Source organism: Bacillus sp. CCNWLW194, assembly GCF_037120585.1.
GTDB lineage: Bacteria > Bacillota > Bacilli > Bacillales > Bacillaceae_G > Bacillus_A > Bacillus_A basilensis.
The window spans coordinates 49,841-51,758 of record NZ_JBBBBL010000020.1; the positions used below are offsets into that span (position 1 = coordinate 49,841).

Sequence of the window (1,918 nt, forward strand, 5' to 3'; positions counted from 1 at the left end):
TGGATCCGTACTTGGTTCTTTTGTATTCGTGATGTCATAACCATGTACGTCTGATTTATATCCATTCACTGGTTGTTCTTTCACTTCATACTTATATGCATTTCCTTCGGCATCATATGCTGCTAAGTCTGTAAACGCATATTTCCATTCATCTGCTGCGCTCACTTCTTTTGTTGCGATCACTTTTCCATTTTGTAGTAGATCTACCTTGATCATTGTCGGACGGTCTTTCGCATTGTCATTCTTCCATGTCTTCGTTCCTTCTACTTTTGTTTCGCCTACTTTTGTATTTGTAATGTCATAACCTTTTACCTCTGATTTATATCCATCCACTGGTTGTTCTTTCACTTCATACTTGTATGCATTTCCTTCGGCATCATATGCCGCTAAATCTGTAAACGCATATTTCCATTCACCTGCTGCGCTCACTTCTTTTATTGCGATTACTTTGCCATTTTGTAATAGATCAATCTTGATCATTTCCGGACGATCTTTCGCATTTCCATCCTTCCATGTCTTCGTTCCTTCTACTTTTATTTCGCCTACTTTTGTATTCGTAATGTCATAACCTTTTACCTCTGATTTATATCTATCTACTGGCTGTTCCTTTACTTCATACTTGTATGCATTTCCTTCGGCATCATATGCCGCTAAATCTGTAAACACGTACTTCCATTCACTTGCTTTACTTACCTCTTGTGTTGCAATTACTTTGCCATTTTGTAGTAGATCAATCTTGATCATTTCCGGACGATCTTTCGCATTTCCGTCTTTCCATGTCTTCGTTCCTTCTACCTTTGTTTGGCCTACTTTTGTATTTGTTATGTCAGTACCACTTACTTTTGATTCATATCCTGGTACTGCTTGCTCTTTTATTTCATACTTGTATGCTTTACCTTCTGCATCGTATGCTTTAAGGTTTTCAAATGTGTATTTCCATTCTGTTGCCGCTGTTACTTCTTTTGTATCTACTACTTTACCGTTTTGTAGTAAGTCTACTTTGATCATTTCCGGACGATCTTTCGCATTTCCGTCTTTCCATGTCTTCGTTCCTTCTACTTTTGTTTGACCTACTTTTGTATTTGTTATGTCAGTACCACTTACTTTTGATTCATATCCTGGTACTGCTTGCTCTTTCACTTCATACTTGTATGCTTTACCTTCTGTATCATACGCTGCTAAATCTTTGAATTCGTATTTCCAGCCTGTTACTTTGCTTACTTCTTGCGTCGCAATCATTGTACCATTTTGTAAAAGGTCTACTGTAATCATTTCCGGACGATCTTTCGCGTTATCGTCTTTCCATGTCTTCGTTCCTTCTACCTTTGTTTGACCTACTTTTGTATTTGTTATGTCATAATCATTTACTTTTGGTTCATATCCAGCTATTGGCTGTTCTTTTACTTCATACTTGTACGCTACTCCATTCGCATCGTATGCTTGTAGCTTTTCAAACGTATACTTCCATTCTGTTGCCGCTGTTACTTCTTTTGTATCTACTACTTTACCGTTTTGTAGTAAGTCTACTTTGATCGAGCTTGGACGATCTGTTGCGTTATCGTCTTTCCATGTTTTCGTTCCTTCTACTTTTGTTTCGCCTACTTTTGTATTTGTGATGTCATAACCGTGTACGTCAGATTGGTATCCCGCTACTGGCTGTTCCTTCACTTCATACTTGTATACTACTCCATTTGCGTCATATGCTTCTACATCCGCAAATGCATATTTCCAGTTTGTTGCCGCTGTTGCTTCTTTCGTATCTACTACTTTACCGTTTTGTAGTAAGTCTACTTTAATCGAGCTTGGACGATCTGTTGCGTTGTTATCGTTCCACGTTTTTATTCCTTCTACTTTTGTTTGCGCTACTTTTGTATTCGTAATGTCATAACCATGAACCTCTGATTTATATCCATCTACT

The 1,918-nt window shown here is 37.9% G+C and carries 1 protein-coding gene; it reads right to left on the minus strand.

The genetic code is table 11. The features are described 5' to 3' along the window. The coding region (locus V7S50_RS29390; RefSeq protein ID WP_336376504.1) for a Cna B-type domain-containing protein at positions 1–1,918 on the minus strand (1,918 nt) is incomplete at both ends.